Below are 18,887 nucleotides of genomic sequence, written 5' to 3' on the forward strand. Positions count from 1 at the left end.
CGCAGTTCGGCTGCGACGGCCATACTGTCGTAATGCTGGAAACCGCCGATACCTTGACGAGGCTGCGTAAACGCGGCGTCGCCGTGGTGCGGCGGGCCGAGGAGATCATCGACCTGAACTATGTCGGGCTCGTGGTCGCCACGGTGTTCTTCGTCCTGTCGGTGACACCGTCGCTGGTACCGCGAGACTGGATGTTCCAGGGCCTGATCAGTGGGATCAACGCGGCGATCGGCTACGGCGTCGGATGCGTGCTGGAATGGTTGTTCCGGCTGTGGATCCGTCCACGGCTGACCCGTATCCCGGCGCCGCCCACCTGGGCTCGCTACGCGGTCAAAAGCGCCATCCTGCTCACCGTTGTGGTCGGCGCCGCCTACATGCTGGTGCAGTCGGCGCGCTGGCAGCGGGCGATCACCACGCTGATGGGCATGGAGGGCACCACGACGCCTGCCTATCTGCGCACCGGCGGGCTGAGCCTGGCTGTCGGTGTTCTGGTGGTGGCCGGATACCGGACGGTGCGCGAAATCGTCCGGTTCTTGGCCCGGCAGCTCAACCGCTGGGTGCGGGTGCCACGTGAGCTCGCACCCTCGGCCGGGTTCCTGGTGCTGGTGCTGCTGGTCGTGACACTGTTCAACGGTGTGGCCTCGCGCGCGTTCTTCGCCGTGGCCAATTCAGCGTTCAGTGTGCGCAACGACCACACCTCTGAGTTCGCGGTGCAGCCCACGCTTCCGGAGAAGTCGGGCAGCCCGGAGTCACTGGCGAAATGGGACACGCTCGGGTTCGAGGGGCGCTGGTTCGTTTCGCACGGCCCCGACGCGGAACGTATCGCCTGGGTCACCGGGAAACCCGCGGTAGAACCGATCCGCGCATATGTCGGGTTGGAATCGGCGAAGGGCGATCAGACCCAGGCCGAACTCGCCGTCGCCGAATTGGAGCGCGCGGGCGCGTTCGACCGAAAAGTGCTCGTGGTGGTCACCACCACCGGAACCGGTTGGGTCAACGGGATGGCGGCAGGCGCGATCGAATACATGTACGGCGGCGATACGGCGATCGTCGCCACCCAGTACTCGTATCTGCCCAGTGTGCTGTCGTTCCTGGCCGACCGCGGCAAGGCAGCGGCCGCGGGCAAGGAGTTGTTCGACGCGGTGCACCGGCACTGGTCGGCGCGCCTGCCGCAGCAGCGGCCGAAACTGCTCGTGTACGGCGAAAGCCTCGGGTCACAGGGTTCGGAGGCAGCGTTCGACGGGCTCGCCGAACTGCGTTCCGAAGTGGACGGCGCGCTATGGGTTGGCCCGCCCAATTCGAACCGGCTGTGGCGTCAGTTCGTCACCCGCCGCGATCCGGGCTCCCGCGAGGTGCAGCCGGTGTACGCTGACGGCCTGGTGGTCCGGTTCGCCGCCGATAAGGCCGATCTCGCGTATCCCGGCCCGGAATGGCGGGCCCCGCGGATCGCCTACCTGCAACATCCCTCTGATCCGATCGTCTGGTGGTCGCCCGATCTGATCTTCTCCCAACCGGATTGGCTGTCCGAACCGCGCGGCTCCGATGTGTCCCCGCAGATGCGCTGGGCGCCGTTCGTCACGTTCTGGCAGGTGACCGCCGATCTGACCAACGCCCAAGGAGTCAACGACGGACACGGGCACCGGTACGGCAGCCTGGTGCTCGACGGCTGGGCCGCCATCGCGCCGCCGCCGGACTGGAACGCCGAACTGCGCGAACGTATCCGGTTGGAGATCGAGGCGTCCGAAGCATACGAACGAGAGGTCAAGTGAATCGCGCACTCCGAGTCGCCGCCGCGCTGGGCACGCCGCTGCTGTGGAGCAATGGATTACTGCCGCGGCTCGGGTTGGATGTGCGCGGGCGCACTGTCGCGAACGCGTCCGCCGCAACGGTATACGCGTTCGCCTTCGCTGCTCGGCCGAACTGGATATCAGTACGCGGGCTGCGCTACGGGCTCGGCTGCGCCAGTGCGGTGGCCGTCGGGTACGGGGCCGCGGTGGCGTTTCCGACGACCAGACGCATCATCAGCGGCTTCGGTAACCGCGCGCCCGAGGTCGGCGCCGCGGAATGGATCGCGCTGCACATACCCGTCGGCACCGTCTACTCCGAGGAACTGATCTTCCGCGGCACCCTGAACCCCTTGCTGATCAGCGCCTTCGGCCCCCGGCTCGGCATGGTGACCGGCGCGGTCGCCTTCGGTTTGTGGCATATCCACCCCGCCCGGGTCGCGGGTGACAGCGTCACAGCCACCATCGCGTTCACCTCTTGCACGGGCCTGCTGTTCGGCTGGTTGCGCAGACACACCGACAGCGCAACCGCTCCCGCGCTCCTGCACTGGGCCGTAAACGCGGGCGGCGTCATCGCCGCGCGAGCCAGCACGCCGATCAACACAGCGGGCGCGAGTCGTGAGGGCTGAAACGCGAGCCACAAGGGGGTCGCAAACCCCGCCGTGATGGAGTCGCGGCCATGAACACAGCAACCCGGTTCCGGTGATTGTCGGTGGACACGCTTACAGTGGAGGTGTGTCCGTGGTCGCTGCACCCAGTCCTGTCCTTGGTGTTCCGGGAGCTGTCGCCGCAGTACCCGAATCCCCCGACGCCGCTGTCGCCTGGCATTACGGTGATCCTTTTGCCGAACAGCGGGCCGCGGTGGAGCGGGTTGCGATTGTGGATCGGTCGCACCGTTTCGTGTTCACCATTAGCGGCGCGGAACGGCTCAGCTGGTTGCACACCGTTTCCAGCCAGCATGTGGCCGCGCTGGCCGACGGCGAGTCGGCGGAGAATCTGGACCTCGATCTGAACGGCCGGGTGCAGCACCATTTCGTGCTCACCGAGTTGGACGGCACGGTATGGGTCGATACCGAGGCCGATCGTGGGTCCGCGCTGCTGGACTTCCTCACCAAGATGGTCTTCTGGGCCGATGCCAAACCTCAGGAGGCCACCGATTACGCCGTGCTGAGCCTGCTGGGCCCCCGGACGGATACGCTGCTGCCCGCCCTGGGGATCGAGGCGCTGCCGGACACCTATGGCGCGGTCGCGCTGCCCGGCGGCGGATTCCTGCGCCGGATGCCGTGGCCGACCCCCGATTCGTTCGATCTGATCGTTCCGCGCGCCGATTTGCTGCGCTGGTGGACGGCGCTGACCGAGGCGGGCGCTGAGGCCGCCGGATTGTGGGCGTTCGAAGCGTTGCGTGTTGCCGCGCTGCGGCCTCGGATCGGTATGGACACCGACGAGCGCACCATCCCACATGAGGCCCGCTGGATCGGCGGACCAGCCGAGCACGGCGCGGTTCATTTGGACAAGGGCTGCTACCGCGGCCAGGAAACCGTCGCCCGCGTGCACAACCTCGGTAAACCGCCCCGCCGGCTGGTCTTGCTGCACCTCGACGGTTCCGCCGACGACCGTCCCGTTACCGGCGACCCGATCACCGCGGGCGGCCGGGCGGTCGGCAGGCTCGGCACCATCATCGACCACTACGAGCTCGGCCCGATTGCTCTGGCCCTGGTCAAGCGTGCCGTACCCGCCGACGCGAAGCTCGAGGCGGGCCCCATGGCTGCCGCTATCGATCCAGACTCCGATCAGCACGACGACACCCCGCAGGCCGGTCGTCTCGCCGTCGAACGCCTGCGCGGCCGCTGACGCATGCGCGTACGCGTACCTCCGCCTTCGCTCCGGCCATGCGCTTTTATGTGTACCTCCCGTATTTGTGCGGCTGGGCGGGGTCTACCTAGCTACCGCCTTTGCTCTGGGCGTGTGGCTTGCGTACCTGCGCCTGCGCCCCGGGACAGGCATCTGTCTTCGCTCCGGCCGTGCGCTTATGGACATCGAGTGGGAGGGCAGTAGATGCGAGTAGGTGATACCGGTCGGGTCCTGGCTGTGTGCACGGTGCACGAGGAGTTGACGGTTCCTGGGCGGGTCGGGCGTACCGCGATCGATAAGCGGCCGGTCGCTGGGCGGGTGCGGGTTGGCAGGCTCGGGCTCGACGGCGATTACGTCTGCGATACGAAATATCATGGCGGGGTGAATCAGGCGGTCTACGCCTATGCCGAGGAAGACGCGCGCCGCTGGACCGGGGAACTGGGTCGTGAGCTGGCGAACGGGTGGTTCGGGGAGAACCTGCGCATCGCAGGGCTGCCGATCAGTGACGCGGTGCTCGGTGCACGGCTGGCCATCGGCGATACCGTGCTGGAGGTGAGCGGGCCGCGGGTGCCGTGCGCCACGTTCGGGCACTGGTCAGGGGAACGGCAGTGGGTGAAACGCTTCACCCTGCGCGCGAACACCGGATGTTATTTCCGGGTCCGCACCGAGGGAACGATCGCGGCAGGCGACACCGCCGAGGTGGTGTACGTGCCGGAACACCGGGTCACCGTCCGTGACGTGTTCACCGGCGCCGACTCCGAGCGGCTGACGCGCCTGCTCACCGACGAGCCGACTATCTCCGACACCATCCGGATACTGATCGACCGGCACCGCAGCCGTCGGTCGGTCCCGGCCGAGGAATCGTCGCGGGGAGCGCAGTCATGAGCGTCGAACTGGTCGAGGTGGTGCGGTCGGGTTTCCGGGAATGCGTGCACCGCGGATCGGTGGTGATCATCGGCGCCGGCGGTGAACCCATGTTCGAGGTCGGCGAAGTGCACCTCCCGATCTATCCGCGTTCGGCGAACAAACCGATGCAGGCGCTCACCCTGCTGCGGCACGGCTTCGAACCTGTCGACGACGCCGAACTGGCCATCGCCACCGCCTCTCATGCGGGTGAGCCGGACCATATCGCCCTGGTTCAGCGGTTGCTCGACCGGTTCGGATTTACCGAAGACGATCTGGGCTGCCCGCCGGATCTGCCGACCGACGAACGAGCGCGGGCCGCGGCGCTGCACCGGCAACAGCAGCCGCGCCGGGTCTACATGAACTGCTCGGGCAAACACGCGGCGATGTTGGCCACTTGCGCCATCAACGGTTGGCCGGTGTCCGGTTATCTGGACAGTGCGCACCCCTTGCAGCAGGCGGTGTGCGCGACGGTGGCCGAGCTCACCGGGGAACCGGAAACCGATCTGGGGATCGACGGATGTGGGCTGCCCATCATCCCGGTTGCCCTGGTCAACCTGGCTCGTTCCTTCGCGTTGCTGGCCACCGCGGAACCAGGGACACCGCCACGTCGAGTCGCGGACGCCATCCGGGCGCATCCGCGAGTGATTTCGGGCACGAATGGCGTGGACCTGCTGACTATGGACGCGGTGCCGGGTTTGGTCTGCAAAATCGGCGCCGATGGTGTGCACGCGGGAGCACTGCCGGACGGAACGGCGTTCGCGTACAAGATCGACGACGGCGCCGAGCGCGCGAGAATGCCGTTGACACTGGCGATTCTGCATCGAATGGGGGTGGATTGGAACGATTCCCTTGCGGCCCTCGCGGCACCCCCGGTACTGGGCGGTGGCGCCCGCGTTGGTGTGATACGCGCCATACCTGGGGTGGTGTAGGACGGTAGGGTCATGGCGAAACACCGGCAAACGGCCTCGCTTCGGTATCCGATCGAGGACTCCTGGAGGCACGACTGCGCGACACGCGCTAGAGTGTCTGTCAGGAAGAGTATTAATTCGAACGGGGCCGCCACCAATCCCCAGGCCGCCCCGCTGTGACGCGAGGGGGTCAGCCATGGGTCGTGGCCGGGCTAAGGCAAAGCAGACCAAGGTTGCTCGCGAGCTGAAGTACAGCTCGCCGACGACCGACTTCGCGAGCCTTCAGCGCGAGCTGTCCGGCAGCGCCAACTCCCGACGGAGTGGCGTTCTGTCGGATGAGCACGACGCAGACGACTCTTTGTCCCGCTGGAACGAGGACGAAGACTACGACGACTGGCGCCGCTGACTCGGTGTACACACGTCGAAGGGGGAGGCCGTCGGCCTCCCCCTTCCTTCGTACACCGGGTTTGCACTGCCGGGCGGCGAGGTTCGCAGAAGCGACGAGCGCCGATCGATGATCGGCGCTCTTCGCGTACCTACCGTTCTCCACCTGTCCCCGGGCTCATCCGCCTGTAGCAGCGGTGGGTGTGATCGGGTGCGGGTCGGTGCTCGGTTGCCGTTGCGGGCCGGGTGCCCAGCCGCTGCGCCGCCGCCGTTCGACGGCAGCGGGCAGGGCGACGCTCCCCGCCCTGTGATTGGTGTTCGCTATTGCCGATCGGTCCTAGGTTCGGTGCGATCAACCGACTGTAGACCGCGTTCGGCAAGCCTGACGAACCGATGCTTATCGCGGGAACCCGTGCTGAGGGTCGGCGAGACTAAGGGCGGTAACCGTATCTTCGGCTGTGTGTCCGACACCGGGCCGGTATCTCGGATACGCCGGGTGGCCGGTATCTGTTCTTCGATCGAAATCCGTCGTCAGCGCACGGATACGGACTCGGCGGCCGAGCCCGGAAGGCTCGACCGCCGACAATCCCGTTACCCGTCAGAATCGCGGGTGGTCGCCCACCAGTAACACCCGCTCGGCACCCGCGTCCTTGGCCTTCTTCACGCTGCCGAGGGTCCAGCATTCGATATGCCGGGCGGTGAGCACCGCCAGCGCCCGGTCGACGTCCTCCGGCGCCACCACGGCAACCATGCCGACCCCCATGTTGAACGTCTTCTCCATTTCGGCGCGTTCGACGCGGCCGCGCTGGGCGATCATCTTGAACACCGGCGCCGGGTTCCAGGTGCCCCGGTCGAGTTCGGCGACCAGGCCCGCGGGCAGTACCCGCGCCAGGTTCGAGGCCAACCCGCCGCCGGTGATATGGGCGAAGGTGCGCACATCGGTTTCGGCGACCAGCGCCAAGCAGTCCTTGGCGTAGATGCGGGTGGGTTCGAGCAGTTCCTCGCCGAGGGTGCGGCCGAACTCCTCGACATGCCCGGTGAGCGACATCCGGTCGATCTCGAGCAGCACTTTGCGGGCGAGGCTGTAGCCATTGGAGTGCAGGCCGGAGGAACCCATGGCGATCACCACGTCACCGGGGCGCACCCGATCGGGGCCGAGCACTTCTTCGGCTTCGACGACGCCGATACCCGTCGCAGACAGGTCGTAGTTGTCCGGGTCCATGAGACCTGGATGTTCGGCGGTTTCCCCGCCCAGCAGGGCGCAGCCCGCCTGCACACAGCCGTCGGCGATACCGGAGACCAGTTCGGCGACTCGCTCCGGGACAACTTTGCCGACCGCGATGTAGTCCTGCAGGAACAGTGGCTCGGCGCCGCATACGACGAGATCGTCGACGACCATGGCGACCAGGTCCAGCCCGATGGTGTCGTGTTTGTCCAGCGCCTGAGCGACCGCGATCTTGGTGCCGACGCCGTCGGTGGACGAGGCGAGCAGCGGCTCCCGGTAGTTCCCCTTCAACGCGAACAACCCGGCGAAACCGCCCAGCCCACCCTGGACCTCCGGACGGCTGGCCTTGCGTGCCAGTGGGGCGAACAATTCGACTGCCCGGTCACCGGCCTCGATGTCCACGCCGGCCTCGGCATACGAGGCACCGGCGCCACTGGGGGTCTGCTCAGTCATTTTCGGGGATAGCTCCAAACCGAATCGGCGGATAGATTGCCTGATCACGCTACCGGAGCCGGATTACGACTACACACCGGTGCCGATTCGCTATCACCGGTACCTGGTGCGGCGTGCGGCCGACCGGGGCGGGCCGTGGGTCAGGGACGGCTCAGCGCGCTGGCATTGGCGTTCTCGCTCAGCAGTTGGGCTTCGGAACGTCCACGCAGCATCCCCTCCAGCACGTTCTTGCCGATCGCGGTTTCCGACGGGAGCGGGATGGGGTAGTTGCCGTCGAAACAGGCGCAGCACAACCGGGTCCGCGGCTGTTCGGTGGCTGCGATCATGCCGTCGATCGAGATATAGCCGAGGGTGTCGGCGCCGATCGAGCGGCGCACACCCTCCACCATCTCCCGTACCGCGGGCGAATCCGGATCGGTTTCGTCGGTGTCGGAGCCCGTGCCGTTGGCGATCAACTCGGCGCGGGAGGCGAAGTCGATCCCGTAGAAGCACGGCCATTTCACCGGAGGTGAGGCGATGCGCACATGGATTTCCAGCGCGCCTGCTTCGCGCAGCATCCGGATCAGCGCGCGCTGGGTGTTGCCGCGCACGATGGAGTCGTCGACCACGATGAGCCGTTTACCGCGGATCACCTCGCGCAGCGGGTTGAGTTTGAGGCGGATGCCCAGCTGGCGGATGGTCTGACTCGGCTGGATGAAGGTGCGGCCGACGTAGGCGTTTTTCATCAGGCCCTGGCCGTAGGGCACACCGGAGCCCTGCGCGTAACCGACGGCGGCGGGCGTGCCAGACTCCGGTACCGGGATCACCAGGTCGGCGTCCACGGGATGCTCGTCGGCGAGCCTGCGGCCGATCTCGACGCGGGTGGCGTGTACCGAACGCCCGGAAATGGTGCTGTCCGGACGGGCCAGGTACACGTACTCGAAAACACAGCCCTTCGGCTCCGGGTTGGCGAACCGCAGCGACCGTACGCCGTCGGCGTCGATGGCCAGCAGCTCACCAGGCTCGATCTCCCGGACGAAGGAGGCGCCGACGATATCGAGCGCGGCGGTTTCGCTGGCAACCACCCAGCCCCGGTCCAGCCTGCCCAGGCACAGCGGCCGGACTCCGTGCGGGTCGCGCGCGGCATAGAGGGTGTGCTCGTCCATGAAGGTGAGGCAGAACGCACCCCGCAGGGTGGGCAGCAGCTGCATCGCGGCCTGCTCGATACTCGAATCGGCGGCGGCGTGCGCCAGCAGCGCGGTCATCACATCCGAATCCGAGGTCGCTGCGACCGGTCCGGGCCTTCCTTCCCGCGCCAGGCCGCTGAGCAGGCCGAGTTCGCTTGCCCGGTTGGCTAATTCGGCGGCGTTGACCAGGTTCCCGTTGTGCCCGAGGGCGAGTCCGGAACCCACGGCGGTGGTGCGGAAGATCGGCTGCGCGTTCTCCCACGTGGTGGCGCCGGTGGTGGAGTAGCGGCAATGGCCGATGGCGACATGGCCCGGCATCGCGGCGAGGGTCTGCTCGTCGAAGACCTGGCTGACCAGCCCGAGATCCTTGAACACCAGTACCTGTGAACCGTCGGCGACCGCGATGCCCGCGGCTTCCTGGCCGCGATGCTGCAGTGCGTACAGGCCGTAGTAGGTGAGCTTTGCCACGTCCTCCCCTGGGGCCCAGACACCGAAGACGCCACACTCTTCGCGTGGTTCGTTCTCGACGGAATCCGTGGTGCTCGGGAAAGCCGGAAGGTCGGAATTAGCGGGAATTGGGGTGGGAATGCTGACAACCGGTTGGTCGGCGTTGGTCACCGTGTGCTCCCTGATCGGGCGGGCTGGGGGCTGCAGCCATTCTACGGGTGCCGACGCCGCAGCGAACACCGCTGCCGCATCCGGACAGCAATCACATGTCGGTGCGGCCGAACAGGCCGTCGCTGCTGTTACCGTGCGTTTCGTGACGAGTACCGATAGTGCCGTGAAAGGCGGGCCGCAGCGCCACCTGCGGTTACGTATCTGGCTCCCGGTCGGCGTACTCACCTTGCTCACCGCCTTGTTCGGGGTGATGTATCTCGATTACGTCGCCGATCCGGAGAAGAACCTGCGCGATTTCCCGATTGCGCTGGTCAATCAGGATGTGGGTGACGTCACCGGCCCCCCGGACGCTCGCGAACAGGTGAACTACGGCACACAGCTCGCCGACGCGCTGGCTGATGGGCTGCCCGAGGGCAAGGTCGATCTGCGGCTGGTGGGCATCAACGAGGCCGAGCGGCAGATGCGCACCGGTCAGGTGTACGGCACCATCATCATTCCGAGCGATTTCAGCAAACGTCTCGGCATCCTCGGAGTGGGCAGCGTCATACCCGGAGATATCGAACGCCCGATCATCACCGTGCAGACCAACCCACGAGCGGGCACCTACGGGACGCAGATCGTGCTGCGGATCGCCGACGAAGCGATGGACGAGGTGAACAAGCAGGTCGGCAGGCAGCTCACCGATCAGGTGAACAAGCAGCTGGCGCCGGAGCCAGGGGCAGCGCCGAGTCCGGAGCCGAGTGGCGCGGCCCGGCTGGCGCTCGCCGAACCGGTCGAGGTGGTCGTCAGCCAGTACCGCCCGCTGCCCGGCGGCACCGGGCAAGGGTTGAGCGCCTTCTTCTACGCGCTGTTGCTGCTATTGGCGGGCATGATCGGCGCGATGGTGATCCACACCATGGTCGATGCCGCGCTCGGTTTCGTGCCCACCGAGTACGGGCCGTGGTACGTGCATTTCCCGCCGACGCCGATCTCCCGGTTTCGTACCTTGCTGATCAAGTGGGGTGTGATGGTGGTCAGCGCGAATATCGTTTCGCTGGTATTCCTCGGGGTGGCGAAACTGTTGAATATGCCGGTTGCGCATCCGACGGCGCTGTTCCTCTACAGCGCGCTGGCGATAATCGCGGTGGGTGTGACCGGGCTGTCGGTGCTCGCCGCCATCGGTACGGCCGGGCTGCTGGTGAACCTGATCCTGTTCATCGTGCTCGGCCTGCCGTCATCGGGCGGTACGGTGCCCATCGAGGCGACGCCCGCCTACTTCCACTGGCTGGCCGTGTTCGAGCCGATGCACCAGGTTTTCCTCGGTGTCAGGTCGATCCTGTATTTCGATGCGGGGTTCGACGCCGGGCTCGGGCGCGGCACCTGGATGGCATTGCTCGGCCTGGCGATCGGACTGGTGTTCGGGGCGGTGATCACCCGGTTCTACGACCGCAAGGGACTGTACCGGCAGGGCCGGAACTCGGCCGCCGAGTCGGCGGAGGCGCCTGCTCAGTCCTCGTGAGCGGGGTCAACCCGCAGCACCGGCAACCAGCGTGCGATATCACCTGCCCGGTTACCTGATGCGGTGAGCGTGCCGCGTTCGTGGGCCGTGGGAAAATCCAGCAGGCCGGTTGCCAGCAGCAGCCAGGTGCGCGGATCGGTTTCGACGACGTTGGGCGGGTTGCCGCGGGTATGGCGAGGACCGGCTATGCACTGCACTGCAACGAACGGTGGTATCCGCACCTCCACCGAATGCCCGGGCGCCGCGGCGGCAAATGCCCGCGCCGTGCCGCGCACCGCGGCGGCGAGTTCTGTCCGGGTCGGGGCGGGGGCCGTTTCGTCATGTAGCCATTCGGTCAGGGCTGACACCGCTGCCCGCAACTCGCCCGGGTCGATCGTCGTTCGTCGCGCCACGGTTCGACTGTATCGACGGGCGGGGGCGGGATTGTCCACAACTGGGCGGGTTGTAGCCCTTCATCGACCGTCGTGTTGGCCTAGTCTCAAACGCATGGTAGATCGAGTTCTTGTCACACTCGACGGCACGGTCCGAAACCCGGACGCGCCGTTGTTGTTTGCCGACGATATCGGCGTGTTGCGCGGCGACGGCGTTTTCGAGACGGTGCTGGTGCGCGACGGTACGGTATGCGCGCTCGAATTTCATCTGGCCCGGCTACGCCGCTCCGCGCAGGCGCTCGATCTACCCGAGCCCGAACTGGGGCGCTGGCGCAACGCCGTCGAGCAGGCGGCGCAGGAATGGGGCGCCGAACGCGAGGGCATGATGCGGCTGGTGCTCACCCGCGGCCGCGAACCCGCGACCGACAACCCGCGCTCGGCGGTGACCTCCGGCGAACTGTCCGACACCGTGCCGGTGCCGACCTCATATGTGCTGGTCTCCGGCGTGTCCGAGCGGGTGGCCAAGGCCAGGGCCGAGGGCATTTCGGTGGTGACGCTCGCGCGCGGTATCTCGATCGATCTCGCGCAGGCGGCGCCGTGGCAGTTGCTCGGCGCGAAGACGCTGTCATATGCGACCAATATGGCGGCGTTGCGTTTCGCGGCCAGGATGGGTGCCCAGGATGTGATCTTCACCAGCACCGAGAACCGGGTACTGGAGGGACCGCGTTCGACGGTGGTCATCGCCCGGGACAAGCAGCTGATCACCCCGCCTGCCAAGAACGGCGTGCTGCCCGGTGTCACCCAGCGTGCTCTGTTCGCCGAGGCGGAGCGGGCGGGTTACGACTGTAAGTACGAGCCGCTGTTCACCGCCGATCTGCTCACCTGTGACAGCATCTGGATGTTGTCGAGCGTCACACTGGCGGCGCGGGTGAACTCGTTGGACGGGTTGCGGATGTCGGCCCCGGACAATGCCGAGGAGATCGTCGAACTGGTTGATCGAGGTATTGAGCGAGCAGGCGCTATCGGCGACTGGTGAGTGTGCTGTGTTCTCGCGCCCATAACTGAATCCTGGTAAGAGACCGAGCGTCTCGTGTCGCGCGACACGTTGACCGTCCTCCCTGGCCGCGTAGGCTTTACTACGATACGTCGTAGATCCCCAGGAGGTCGGTGTGAGCGCCTTGGACGTCTCGCGATGGCAGTTCGGCATCACGACCGTCTACCACTTCTTGTTCGTGCCGCTCACGATCGGTTTGGCGCCGCTGGTTGCCGGTATGCAGACCGCCTGGGTGGTCACCGGCAAGGACCATTGGTACCGGCTGACCAAATTCTTCGGCAAACTGTTCCTGATCAACTTCGCCCTCGGCGTCGCGACCGGCATCGTCCAGGAATTCCAGTTCGGGATGAACTGGAGCGAATACTCCCGCTTCGTCGGCGACGTGTTCGGTGCACCACTCGCCCTGGAGGGCCTGGTCGCCTTCTTCATGGAGTCGACGTTCATCGGACTGTGGATCTTCGGCTGGACCAGACTCCCGAAACTGGTGCATCTGGCCACGATCTGGATAGTCGCGCTCGGGGTGAACGCCTCGGCGTACTTCATCGTCGCCGCCAACTCGTTCATGCAGCATCCGGTCGGGGCCAGATACAACCCGGAAACCGGTCGCGCCGAGCTGACCAGCATCGTCGAACTGCTCACCAACAACACAGCGCTCGTGGCGTTCCCGCACGTCGTGGCGGGGTCGTTCCTCACAGCGGCCACCTTCGTCGCCGGTATCGCAGGCTGGTGGATGGTGCGTAACGCGCGCAGCGGTGACGAGGCGAAACTCGCCGAGGCGCGCACCGTATGGCGTCCGGTCGCCCGGGTCTCGCTGCTGATCTGTGTGCTCGCCGGGCTCGCCCTGGTCTACACCGGCGACGTCCAGGGCAAGCTGATGTTCGAACAACAGCCGATGAAGATGGCGTCGGCGGAATCGCTGTGCCACACCGCAACCGACCCCAGTTTCTCGGTGCTCACCGTCGGCACCCACAACAACTGCGACAGCGTCACCCATCTGATCGAGGTGCCGTTCGTACTGCCGTGGCTGGCCGAAGGCAAATTCACCGATGTCACCCTCGACGGCGTGGTCGATCTGCAGGCCGCGTTCAACGAGAAATTCGGGCCGGGAGACTACCGGCCCAACCTGTTCGTCACCTATTGGTCGTTCCGCGCGATGATCGGCCTGGCAGGCGGTTCCGCACTGCTGGTCTTCATCGGACTGTGGCTGACCCGCCGCGGCCGGGTCCCGCACCAGCGGTGGTTCCAATGGCTGAGCCTGCTCGCCATCCCGACACCGTTCCTGGCCAATGCTGCGGGCTGGGTGTTCACCGAAATGGGACGCCAACCCTGGGTTGTCGTGCCCAATCCCACCGGCGACCCGAATCTGCGGCTCACCGTGCAGGAGGGTGTCTCCGATCACGCGACCGGAACCGTGGTGGCCTCGCTGATCACCTTCACGGTGGTGTACGGCCTGCTCGCGGTGGTCTGGTTCTACCTGATCCGCCGCTACACGATCGAAGGACCGGAGCGGCCACCCGAACCGGTGCCCGACCGCGGGCCGGATGACGATCCCGGAACCGAAAACCGCGCGGAAAAGCCTGCCGTCGAACAACTCTCGTTCGCCTACTAGGAGCCGACGATGAATCTGCAAGAGTTCTGGTTCGTTCTGATCGGCGTCCTGTTCACCGGCTACTTCGTGCTGGAGGGCTTCGACTTCGGCGTCGGCATGCTGATGCCGATCCTCGGCAGGGGTTCCGACGTCCGGCGGCGCGTGCTCATCAACACCATCGGACCGGTATGGGACGGCAACGAGGTGTGGCTGATCACCGCGGCCGGTGCCATGTTCGCCGCCTTCCCGGAGTGGTACGCGAGCATGTTCTCCGGGCTTTATTTCGCACTGCTGATCCTGCTGGTGGCGTTGATCCTGCGGGTGTGTGCCATCGAATACCGGGGCAAGATCGACGACCCGGTGTGGCGGGCCCGCTGCGATCTCGGTATCGGTATCGGCTCCTGGGTGCCCGCCATGGCTTGGGGTTGGGTATTCGCCAACCTGGTGCGCGGGGTGCCGTTGAACGAAGACAAACAGATCGTCGGCTCGGTGCTGGATCTGCTCAGCCCGTACGCATTGCTCGGCGCGCTCACAACAGGTCTGCTGTTCGTCCTGCACGGTGCAGTATTCGTGAGCTTGAAGACCGGCGGCGAAGTGCGTGCCGACGCACACCGCGCCGCACGGCTGCTGCTGGCTCCGACCGCGCTGGTCGTCGGCGGGTTCGGGTTGTGGACCCAGCTGGCCTACGGCACCGACTGGACCTGGATCCCGCTCGGTCTCGCCGTGCTCGGTCTGGTCGGTGGCGCGGCGGCTTGCCTCGCACACCGGGACGGCTGGGCGTTCACCGGTACCGCGCTGACCGTGGCCGCCGCATCGACGCTGCTGTTCGGTTCGCTGTTCCCGGACGTACTGCCGTCCACGATCGACGCGGCGTTCAGCCTGACCGTCGCCAATGCCTCGTCCACGCCCTACACCCTGAAGGTGATGAGCTGGGCTGCGCTGCTGGTGACACCCGTAGTGCTCGGGTACCAGGGCTGGACGTACTGGGTGTTCCGTAAACGCATTACCGTCGACCACATCCCGCCCGGTATCGGTCTCAGCCCCAGCCCTACACCCCGTCCTGTCGAGGAGTAGCACCATGGCCCGCCCGCCCGTCGACCCGCGTCTGTGGCGGTATGCGCGTTCGGCCCGTCGCTATCTGGTGGGCAGCGTCGGTCTTTCGCTGATCATCACGGTCGCGATCGTCGTCGCGGCAATAGCGCTCGGGCGGGTGCTGGCCGGGGTGATCACCGACCCGTCTCGACGCGAGATCAGCGCCTGGACAGTCGAGCTGATCGTGCTCACGCTCGCGATCGGTATTCGCGTCCTCGCCACGTGGACGCAATCCAGAATCGCCCACCGCGCGGGCGCGACGGTGGTCGCCGAGCTGGAACAGTCGGTGCTCGCGGCGGGCGCGCAACTACCGCCACGAGAGTTGGACAGCCGCCGTACCGAACTCGCGGTCGTGGTGGGCACCGGGTTGAGCGGACTGCGCGGCTACCTCACCGGGTATCTGCCCGCGCTGCTGCTCGCGGTCGCGGTGCCGCCGGTGGTGCTGGCCGTTATCGCGGTGCACGACCTGACCTCCGGCATCATCGTCGTCATCACATTGCCGCTGATCCCGATCTTCATGATCCTGATCGGCCTGCTCACCGAAGGCCGCGCCCGCGCAACTCTCGACGCCACCACCCGCCTATCGGATCAGCTGCTCGACCTCTTCGCCGGTATGCCGACCCTGCGCGCCCTCGGCCGGGAATCCGCCGACCCCACCCTGGGTTCGACGACCTCGACCATGCAGGGACGGGTACGCGAACTCAGCGACACCCTGCGCGAGCGCACCATGAGCGCGCTGCGGATCGCGTTCCTGTCCTCGATGGTGCTGGAACTGCTGGCGACCCTGTCGGTCGCGCTGGTCGCCGTATCGATCGGCCTGCGGCTGGTGTTCGGTGAGATGAGCCTGTACGCGGGCATCGTCGCGCTGGTGCTGGCACCGGAGGTGTACCTGCCGCTGCGAACCGTCGGCGAACGTTTCCACGCTGCCGAAGACGGTATGGCGGCGGCCGACAAGGCTTTCGCCGTCCTGGATCCGCCGCGGCGCACGGCCGGTGTTCCCGGCTCTGCCACCGGGCTCGCTCAGGGCGGCACAGGTTCGGCTGATGACGACGCGGCGGAAGAGCTGGGCCTCACAGGACTGGAGAACGCGAGCGCGGAAGGGGCGCGGAGCCGCAGCCGAGTGGAGCTCCCTGATAAGACCGCTGTGAACGGCACCGCTCCCGGCGTGCGGCGATCAGATGTCGCAGCGCCGGCTCGGGAACCGCGAGCTGGGTACGGGCACGACGACAGCGTGCGAGCGGTTCCGGCACCCGGTACACCTGCCATCGGCACGATCGAATTGCGGAATCTCACGCTCGCCGCCAGGGACGGTTTCGCCCCGGACGGTTTGTCGGCGGTGCTGCGTCCGGGCACGGTGACGATGCTCACCGGACCCAACGGCAGCGGGAAGTCGACGGTGCTGCAGGCGATCTTGGGTTTGCTCGAGCCGGACGGGGGCTCGGTGCGGGTCGATGGCGTCGATGTGCGCGAACTGGATTCGCAGCAGTGGTGGTCGCGGGTGGCGTGGCTGCCGCAGCGGCCGGTGCTGGTTCCCGGGACGCTGCGGGAAAATCTGGAGCTGCTCGGTGCACGGGTGTCCGGACCCGCTGCGCGTGGTGCGGCCCGGGTATTGAGTGAACTCGAGGAAGCGTGCGCCGCCACAGGCTTCGATGCGGTGCTCGACGCCCTACCTGACCGGTGGGACACCGTCGTCGGTCCGGGTGGGGCGGGGCTTTCCCTCGGTCAGCGCCAGCGATTGGCCTTGACCCGGGTGCTCGCCGCAGACCGTCCGATCCTGCTGCTGGACGAACCCACCGCTCACCTGGACCCCGCCAGCGAGCTCGCGGTCACCTCCGCGTTGACCGCTCGCGCCAAAGCGGGCGCAACCGTGATCGTCGTAGCCCACCGCCCGTCCCTGCTGGTCACCGCCGACCATGTCGTCACCGTCCGAGCAACCCTCCCCACGGAGGCAAGGCCATGACTTCCGATATCGGCCGCATGTGGCGTTTGCTGCGGCTGTCGAGATGGCGGGTCGCAGTGTCGGTCGGCTGGGGTGTGCTCGCGCTGGGCAGCGGTCTCGGTTTGGCCGCGCTCGCGGCGTGGTTGATCGCGCGGGCCTGGCAGATGCCGCCCGTGCTGGACCTGACCGTGGCCGTAGTGGCGGTGCGGGCGCTGGGTATTTCGCGCGGGCTGTGCCGGTATCTGGAGCGGCTCGCCACCCATGATGTCGCGCTGCGGGCGATGACCGAGGCCCGCGCCTCGACCTATCGTGCGCTCGCCCGGTCCCCGCTGTGGCTGCCGCGGCGGGACCGGCATTCTGATACGGCCGACGGAACATCCCCGCACGAGTCGGCAAGCGATGCCGCGCGGTTGCGTCGCGGCGATGTGCTGGTGCGGATGGGCAGCGATATCGATGATCTCGGTGCGGTGGTGGTGCGCGCGTTCGTGCCGATCGCGGTAGCGGTGGTGCTGGCGGTGGCCGCGGTTGCCCTGCTGGCCGTTATCTCACCCGCGGCGGCGGTGATTCTCGCCGCGGCGCTCGCGGTTTCCGGTATCGCCGCGCCCTGGCTGTCGGCGCGCGCCGCCGCCGACGCCGAACGCGCGGTGCGCGCCGACCGCGCCGAATTCACCGCGCAGGCGATGACCGTGCTCGACCATGCCGCGGAACTACGGGTTGCGGGCAGGCTCGACGGCGCCTTGGTCGCTGCCGCTGCGGCCGGACGCCGCGCTGTCGTCGCCGAGGACGCCGCGGCCGCACGCAGCGCCTCCTCGGCCGCCGCGATCCCGCTATCGATCGGGGCGAGCGTGCTCGGCGCGCTGCTCATCGGGATCACCCTGTATGGCCCCAGCGGCGGCGATCCGGGCGCGATGTCGCCGATGGCCTTGGCGGTCCTGGTGCTGTTGCCGCTCTCGGCCTTCGAGGCAGTCGGCACCTTGCCCGCCGCCGCCCAAACCCTCACCACCGCCCGTGCCGCACTGCACCGCATCGAGGAGGTCCAGGCCCCAGCGGACAACATGACGGAGCTTCGTTCGTCAACAGACGCACATCCGACCCGCGACACCCAACGAGACGGCGCCCGTACCCATGCCGTGTCATCGGACGCGCGCTCGGCGCATGAGGTCGAGCCGGAGAACCCCCGCCCTGATGCTGTCCCCGCGGTGCCGCGGACGGCGGACACACTCGTCGACGGGGCGCTCATCGGCAATGTCGGTTCGGGCCCATGGCGCATTCCGGAACTGCCCGACGCCCGTCGCATCGTGATCGTCGGCCCGAGTGGTGCGGGTAAGACGACCCTGCTGATGGCGTGGGCTGGGCTGTTCGACCGACCTGTCCCCGGGGTGACGTTCTTCGCCGAGGACGCGCACCTGTTCGGCACCAGTGTGCTGGAGAACCTGCGGGTCGCGCGCGGCGACCTCGGCGCCGCGGAGGCCGAACAGGCGCTGCGCGCGGTGGGGCTGGGGGCGTGGCTGGATTCGCTGCCCGACGGTGTGCATACCGATCTGGTGGGCGGGGCGGCCGCGGTGTCCGGCGGGCAGCGGCGGCGGATCCTGCTCGCACGGGCGCTGATTTCACCTGCGCGGGTGCTGCTGCTGGACGAGCCCACCGAACATCTCGAGGCCGATACGGGCGCGGTGCTGCTGCGCGCTCTGTTGGACGCGGACAGCGGCATGGTCGCTCCGGAGCGGCAGGTGGTGGTGGTCACCCATCAGCTCCCGGTGAACCACAAGGCGGACATGGTCCTCCGTGTCGACGGATCAGGCCAGGTCAGGGCCTTCTTTCCGCAGCCATCGGCAGTGGGCGTGACGGTGCAGGAAATTCCGTTGCCGACCGGCGCTGCCGCTGACTAAGTTCGTGAGTACACAAGGAAGGAGGTGGTCCAAGATATGAATGGCTGTTACGCCTATAGGACACGTGAGGTGGCTGTCCGCTAGCGCCACCGCTGCTGGAGATTCCGTTCGCGGAGCGCGTAGCGAATCCCAGGCAGTCACCCGGCCCCCGAGTCCTCGGT

The 18,887-nt window shown here is 67.2% G+C and carries 15 protein-coding genes; 12 read left to right on the forward strand and 3 right to left on the reverse strand.

The genetic code is table 11. From position 1 onward, the window contains the following. Nucleotides 1–32 precede the first annotated feature (32 nt). The 6 genes from B0T44_RS15525 (at nucleotide 33) to B0T44_RS15550 (ending at nucleotide 5,855) form a co-directional block, all read left to right on the forward strand. Entirely contained in the window at nucleotides 33–1,769 is a 1,737-nt protein-coding gene (locus tag B0T44_RS15525) for an alpha/beta hydrolase (protein ID WP_077115674.1), read from the forward strand. Further along, nucleotides 1,766–2,413 carry a CPBP family intramembrane glutamic endopeptidase gene (locus tag B0T44_RS15530; protein WP_077115675.1) on the forward strand — a complete coding sequence of 216 codons (648 nt, stop codon included), beginning with the start codon at nucleotides 1,766–1,768 and terminating at the stop codon, nucleotides 2,411–2,413. The genes B0T44_RS15525 and B0T44_RS15530 overlap by 4 nt, the downstream gene beginning before the upstream one ends. Before the next feature lie 106 nt (nucleotides 2,414–2,519). Continuing rightward, nucleotides 2,520–3,635 (forward strand): CAF17-like 4Fe-4S cluster assembly/insertion protein YgfZ, encoded by a 1,116-nt coding sequence (ygfZ, locus tag B0T44_RS15535; protein ID WP_077115676.1) that lies wholly within the window; start codon nucleotides 2,520–2,522, stop codon nucleotides 3,633–3,635. A gap of 204 nt (nucleotides 3,636–3,839) precedes the next feature. Further along, nucleotides 3,840–4,520 (forward strand): MOSC domain-containing protein, encoded by a 681-nt coding sequence (locus B0T44_RS15540; RefSeq protein WP_077115677.1) that lies wholly within the window; start codon nucleotides 3,840–3,842, stop codon nucleotides 4,518–4,520. Then, nucleotides 4,517–5,470, forward strand: a complete 954-nt coding sequence (locus tag B0T44_RS15545; protein ID WP_077115678.1) for an asparaginase — start codon at nucleotides 4,517–4,519, stop codon at nucleotides 5,468–5,470. Before B0T44_RS15540 ends, B0T44_RS15545 begins: the two co-directional genes overlap by 4 nt. 175 nt (nucleotides 5,471–5,645) lie before the next feature. Then, entirely contained in the window at nucleotides 5,646–5,855 is a 210-nt protein-coding gene (locus tag B0T44_RS15550; RefSeq protein WP_077115679.1) for a DUF3073 domain-containing protein, read from the forward strand. A 576-nt stretch (nucleotides 5,856–6,431) separates the two neighbouring features. Here B0T44_RS15550 and purM read toward each other — a convergent pair. Together purM and purF are read right to left on the reverse strand one after the other, a co-directional pair. Beyond that, nucleotides 6,432–7,511: a phosphoribosylformylglycinamidine cyclo-ligase gene (purM, locus tag B0T44_RS15555; protein ID WP_077115680.1), complete on the reverse strand. Its 1,080-nt coding sequence runs from the start codon at nucleotides 7,509–7,511 to the stop codon at nucleotides 6,432–6,434. A 140-nt stretch (nucleotides 7,512–7,651) separates the two neighbouring features. Further along, nucleotides 7,652–9,295 carry an amidophosphoribosyltransferase gene (gene purF, locus B0T44_RS15560; protein ID WP_081512190.1) on the reverse strand — a complete coding sequence of 548 codons (1,644 nt, stop codon included), beginning with the start codon at nucleotides 9,293–9,295 and terminating at the stop codon, nucleotides 7,652–7,654. Nucleotides 9,296–9,437: 142 nt separating this feature from the next. Between purF and B0T44_RS15565 the strand changes: the two genes are divergently transcribed. Further along, nucleotides 9,438–10,793 carry a YhgE/Pip domain-containing protein gene (locus B0T44_RS15565; RefSeq protein ID WP_254893684.1) on the forward strand — a complete coding sequence of 452 codons (1,356 nt, stop codon included), beginning with the start codon at nucleotides 9,438–9,440 and terminating at the stop codon, nucleotides 10,791–10,793. On the opposite strand, the gene B0T44_RS15570 is transcribed toward B0T44_RS15565, so the two are convergent. Beyond that, nucleotides 10,781–11,185, reverse strand: coding sequence for a sterol carrier family protein (locus tag B0T44_RS15570; RefSeq protein ID WP_077115681.1), 405 nt, complete (start codon nucleotides 11,183–11,185; stop codon nucleotides 10,781–10,783). The genes B0T44_RS15565 and B0T44_RS15570 overlap by 13 nt on opposite strands. 94 nt (nucleotides 11,186–11,279) lie before the next feature. Between B0T44_RS15570 and B0T44_RS15575 the strand changes: the two genes are divergently transcribed. From B0T44_RS15575 to B0T44_RS15595, 5 genes are all read left to right on the forward strand, one after another. Beyond that, complete coding sequence (locus B0T44_RS15575) at nucleotides 11,280–12,200, forward strand: aminodeoxychorismate lyase (protein ID WP_077115682.1); 921 nt, start codon at nucleotides 11,280–11,282, stop codon at nucleotides 12,198–12,200. 133 nt (nucleotides 12,201–12,333) lie between these two features. After that, complete coding sequence (locus B0T44_RS15580; protein WP_077115683.1) at nucleotides 12,334–13,827, forward strand: cytochrome ubiquinol oxidase subunit I; 1,494 nt, start codon at nucleotides 12,334–12,336, stop codon at nucleotides 13,825–13,827. Nucleotides 13,828–13,836: 9 nt separating this feature from the next. Next, nucleotides 13,837–14,880 (forward strand): cytochrome d ubiquinol oxidase subunit II, encoded by a 1,044-nt coding sequence (gene cydB / locus B0T44_RS15585; protein ID WP_077115684.1) that lies wholly within the window; start codon nucleotides 13,837–13,839, stop codon nucleotides 14,878–14,880. Between the two features lie 4 nt (nucleotides 14,881–14,884). Beyond that, complete coding sequence (locus B0T44_RS15590; RefSeq protein WP_077115685.1) at nucleotides 14,885–16,858, forward strand: ABC transporter ATP-binding protein/permease; 1,974 nt, start codon at nucleotides 14,885–14,887, stop codon at nucleotides 16,856–16,858. Next, nucleotides 16,855–18,726 (forward strand): ATP-binding cassette domain-containing protein, encoded by a 1,872-nt coding sequence (locus tag B0T44_RS15595; RefSeq protein ID WP_081512187.1) that lies wholly within the window; start codon nucleotides 16,855–16,857, stop codon nucleotides 18,724–18,726. Before B0T44_RS15590 ends, B0T44_RS15595 begins: the two co-directional genes overlap by 4 nt. The last annotated feature ends 161 nt before the right edge of the window (nucleotides 18,727–18,887 follow it).

This window comes from Nocardia donostiensis (assembly GCF_002081715.1).
GTDB classification, from domain to species: Bacteria; Actinomycetota; Actinomycetes; order Mycobacteriales; family Mycobacteriaceae; genus Nocardia; species Nocardia donostiensis.

What these genes read in the sequence shown, in the direction of transcription:
- B0T44_RS15550 (WP_077115679.1), top strand. Translation starts at nt 5,646, where the DNA reads ATGGGTCGTGGCCGGGCTAAGGCAAAGCAGACCAAGGTTGCTCGCGAG.
- B0T44_RS15590 (WP_077115685.1), top strand. Translation starts at nt 14,885, where the DNA reads ATGGCCCGCCCGCCCGTCGACCCGCGTCTGTGGCGGTATGCGCGTTCG.
- B0T44_RS15545 (WP_077115678.1), top strand. Translation starts at nt 4,517, where the DNA reads ATGAGCGTCGAACTGGTCGAGGTGGTGCGGTCGGGTTTCCGGGAATGC.
- B0T44_RS15540 (WP_077115677.1), top strand. Translation starts at nt 3,840, where the DNA reads ATGCGAGTAGGTGATACCGGTCGGGTCCTGGCTGTGTGCACGGTGCAC.
- cydB (WP_077115684.1), top strand. Translation starts at nt 13,837, where the DNA reads ATGAATCTGCAAGAGTTCTGGTTCGTTCTGATCGGCGTCCTGTTCACC.
- B0T44_RS15595 (WP_081512187.1), top strand. Translation starts at nt 16,855, where the DNA reads ATGACTTCCGATATCGGCCGCATGTGGCGTTTGCTGCGGCTGTCGAGA.
- B0T44_RS15525 (WP_077115674.1), top strand. Translation starts at nt 33, where the DNA reads ATGCTGGAAACCGCCGATACCTTGACGAGGCTGCGTAAACGCGGCGTC.
- B0T44_RS15575 (WP_077115682.1), top strand. Translation starts at nt 11,280, where the DNA reads ATGGTAGATCGAGTTCTTGTCACACTCGACGGCACGGTCCGAAACCCG.
- purM (WP_077115680.1), bottom strand. Translation starts at nt 7,511, where the DNA reads ATGACTGAGCAGACCCCCAGTGGCGCCGGTGCCTCGTATGCCGAGGCC.